This window comes from Cellulomonas bogoriensis 69B4 = DSM 16987 (genome assembly GCF_000767165.1).
In the GTDB taxonomy this organism is placed as follows: Bacteria; Actinomycetota; Actinomycetes; order Actinomycetales; family Cellulomonadaceae; genus Actinotalea; species Actinotalea bogoriensis.
Genome location: NZ_AXCZ01000227.1, coordinates 1 through 3372, shown reverse-complemented (window position 1 = coordinate 3372; position 3372 = coordinate 1). Strand labels below are relative to the sequence as shown.

Here is a 3372-nt window from a genome sequence, read left to right as displayed (position 1 = left end):
CCGCGTCCAGGCCCTGCAGGAAGGCCGGCGCCCGGTACCCACCGGCCACCGCCAACGGGACCACCACCACCGTGGCGCCCTGGGCCCGGTAGCCCTGCACGACCCTGGCCGCCATGACACCGACGGGGTCGGGGTGCACCGGCACCCCCTGGCGGGCGACCTCGCGCAGCAGGGCGCGGGCCACCGCCGCCCCCGGACCGGCGACCTCGTGGTGGGCCGCCACCAGCACGGGCATCGGGGACGTCATCGGGCCTCCTGGGGGTTGCAACGACGCTAGGCACGGCGCGTGACGCCCACGGGTCGACCATGTTTCGTTCATGTCACACATGGCCGGTGCGGGTGTCGTGCGTGTCACCCACGGGGTGGGGTCCCGTCGGCAGGTCCCGGGCCTGCGACCAGGGCCCGCGGCCTAGACTCGCGACCATGTCGAGCCCGTCCCTGCGTGGCCGCACCGGCCTCGGACGTGGCCCGGCCGCCCACGGCGTGAAGATCGTCGACACCCCGGCGGTCCGCGTGCACCACCCCGCCGACCTCATGGGGGCGGCCCTCGCCGCGGCCGGGATCGCGCTCGTGCTCGTGCTCGCCGTGTACGCCCAGGGCACCACGTCGGGCCTCACCGAGGACGTCCAGGGGTTCGCCTCGCTGCTGCGACGGCTGCTGTTCGTCCCGGTGGCCGTGCTCGAGGGCCTCATCACGATCATCGCCCCCATCGCCGTCCTCACCGAGCTCGTCCTGCGCCGCCTGGTGCGCCAGGCCTTCGAGGCGATCGCCGTGGGCGCGGTGGCCGTCGTCCTGGCCCTGGTCACCACCTGGGTCCTCACCGAGGTCGGGAGCGTGGAGCTGCGGGCCTCCCTGAGCGTGTGGTCCGCCGGCGAGCGGGTCGTCACCATCCCGGCGCTGCTGACCGGAACCGCAGGGCTGCTCACCGCAGCCGGTGCCCGCAACCGGCGACGGACCGCCTCCTGGTCGTGGAACCTGCTGTGGCTGGCCCTCGGCGTCGCGCTCATCACCGGCCTGGTGACCCTGCCCGGTGCCCTGCTCACGGTCCTGATCGGCCGGGTCGCCGGCCTGACGTCCCGGTACCTGTCAGGCGTGCAGAGCGAACGGGCCTACGGCGGTGCGCTGGTCGACGGGGTGCGGCGCGCCGGGTTCGAACCCAACCGGCTGATCCGGGTGCGGGACGTCACCGCCCAGCGCCCCGGCGGCGACGACGACCTCGCGACCGACCTCGCCGCCGTGGCGATCACCCGCTACGGCGACAACCGCGTCTACGCCATGACCACCGTCGACGGCGACCGGCTGGACGTCGTCGTGCTCGACGGCGACAGGCAGGTGGTCGGGGTGCTGACCCGCTGGTGGCGGTCGGTGCGGCTGCGGGGAATCGAAGGTCGGGCGGTGGTGTCGCTGCGTCAGGCCGCCGAACGCGCCGCGCTGCTGTCCTACGCCGCGTGGTCGGCCGGCGTGTGCACCCCGCGGCTGCTGGGCCTCGCCGAGGCCGAGGACTCGATGATCCTCATCCAGGACCACGCCCACGGCGCCGTGCCCCTGCGGGACCTGCCCACCGAGGCCCTCACCGACGACGTCCTGGACGCGGTGTGGGACCAGCTGCGGGTGGCCCACACCGCGGGCCTGGCCCACCGCAGCCTCACCTCCGACGTCGTGCTCGTCGCCCCCCAGGGCGTGCGCGCGCCCGGCAGCGGCCCCGAGGACCCGACCGGGACCCCGGCGTGCGACGGCGCCCCCGTCGCGTTCCTCACCGGGTGGGAGTCGGGGGACGTGGCCTCGTCCCACCTGGCCCGACGCATGGACATCAGCCACCTGCTGGCCGTCCTGGCCCTGCGGGTCGGTGCCGAGCGCGCCGTGGCGTCGGCCGCGCGCGTGCTGCCCGACGCCGACCTGGCCACCATCGGGCCCCTGCTGCAGTCCATCGCCCTGCCGCCCGCCACCCGGGCCGAGGCCCGCGCCCACAAGGGCGTGCTGGCCGAGGTCCGTGAGGCGCTCCTGGCACGCCTGCCCCAGTCCACCGTCGAGCCCGAGCGGCTGGTGCGGTTCGGGGGACGTACGGTCACCACCCTGGCCCTGTCGGTCGTCGCAGCGGTCGTGGTCATCACCACGATCAGCTTCGACCAGGTCAACGAGGCCCTCGCCCAGGCCCAGCCGTGGTGGGCCGCCGTCGCGTTCACCCTCGGGATGACCGCGTTCGTCGGCTCCGCCCTGACCCTGGTGGCGTTCTCACCGGTGCGCCTGCCGCTGTGGCGCACCATCCTGTCCCAGGCCGCGGCGGCGTTCGTCGCCCTGGTCGCGCCCGCCGGGGTGGGCCCGGCCGCTGTCAACATGCGGGTCCTGGTGCGCCGCGGCGTGCGACACGGCCTGGCCGTGGCCTCGGTGGGGCTGGTGCAGGTGTCCCAGCTGATCACCACCCTGATCCTGCTGGTCCTGATGTCGATGGTCAGCGGGTCCCAGATCCCCCTGGGCATGCCGTCCGGGACGGTGCTGGTGAGCCTGGGGTCGGTCGCCGTGGTGATCGCCGCGGCGATGCTCGTGCCACCGGCCCGCCAGTGGGTGCTCGGCAAGACCCTGCCGGTGTGGCGTCAGACGTGGCCCCGGCTCGTGCAGCTGCTCAGCCAGCCACGACGGTTCGCCGTCGCCGTCATCGGCAACGTGCTCGTGACCCTCAGCTACGTGGGGGCGTTCGCCGCGTGCCTGGCGGCGTTCGGGCGTGAGCTGCCCCTGATCGACCTGGCCCTGATCTACCTGATCGGCAACGCCGCCGGTGCCCTGGTGCCCACACCGGGCGGGCTCGGTACCGTCGAGCTGGCGCTCATCACCGCGCTGTCGACCACCGGGGGCGTGCCGCTCCCGATCGCCACGTCGGTGGTGGTGCTGTTCCGGGCCCTGACGTTCTGGGGCCGGGTGCCGTTCGGGTGGTGGGCGATGCGGTACCTGCAGCGCCGTGACGTCCTGTGACCCGTCGCCACCGACCTGTCGCCACCCCGTCCAGCGGAGGTACCCGTGCCCTGGCCCGACGTCCGTGACGCCGACGGCACGCGTCGGCTGGTGCCCGTGGAGCTGGCGCAGACCAGCGACCGGGAGTTCACGCTGCGCGAGCCGTTGCTGTACGTCGACGCCGACGGCACCCACCGCACGGTCCCGGCCGGGTTCACCACGGACCTGGCATCGGTGCCGTTCCCGCTGTGGTCGGTGATCGGCCCGTTCGGGCGGCAGACCCGGGCGGCGATCCTCCACGACCACGAGGTCCTCGTGCCGGTGGGGGGCCGACGGTCCGCGGCGCGGCGGGCGCACGTCGCCGACGCCGACCAGCGGTTCCGGCGGGCCCTGCGCGAGGGCGACGTCCCGCCGTTCCGCGCCGAG

2 protein-coding genes and 1 pseudogene are annotated in these 3372 nt (G+C 74.8%); 2 read left to right on the top strand and 1 reads right to left on the bottom strand.

Annotation, left to right across the window (positions count from 1 at the left end; genetic code table 11):
- Positions 1-247: pseudogene (locus N869_RS13750) on the bottom strand (hypothetical protein); the annotation flags it as partial.
- A gap of 176 nt (positions 248-423) precedes the next feature.
- On the opposite strand from N869_RS13750, the gene N869_RS13745 reads away from it, so the two are divergent.
- Together N869_RS13745 and N869_RS16670 are read left to right on the top strand one after the other, a co-directional pair.
- Complete coding sequence (locus N869_RS13745) at positions 424-2967, top strand: lysylphosphatidylglycerol synthase transmembrane domain-containing protein (protein ID WP_035062501.1); 2544 nt, start codon at positions 424-426, stop codon at positions 2965-2967.
- 45 nt (positions 2968-3012) lie between these two features.
- Positions 3013-3372 (top strand): DUF1353 domain-containing protein (locus N869_RS16670; RefSeq protein ID WP_232229752.1); only part of this gene is annotated, 360 nt, incomplete at its 3' end.

Coding starts and splice junctions, on each gene's coding strand:
- N869_RS13745 (WP_035062501.1), top strand. CDS start 424: ATGTCGAGCCCGTCCCTGCGTGGCCGCACCGGCCTCGGACGTGGCCCG.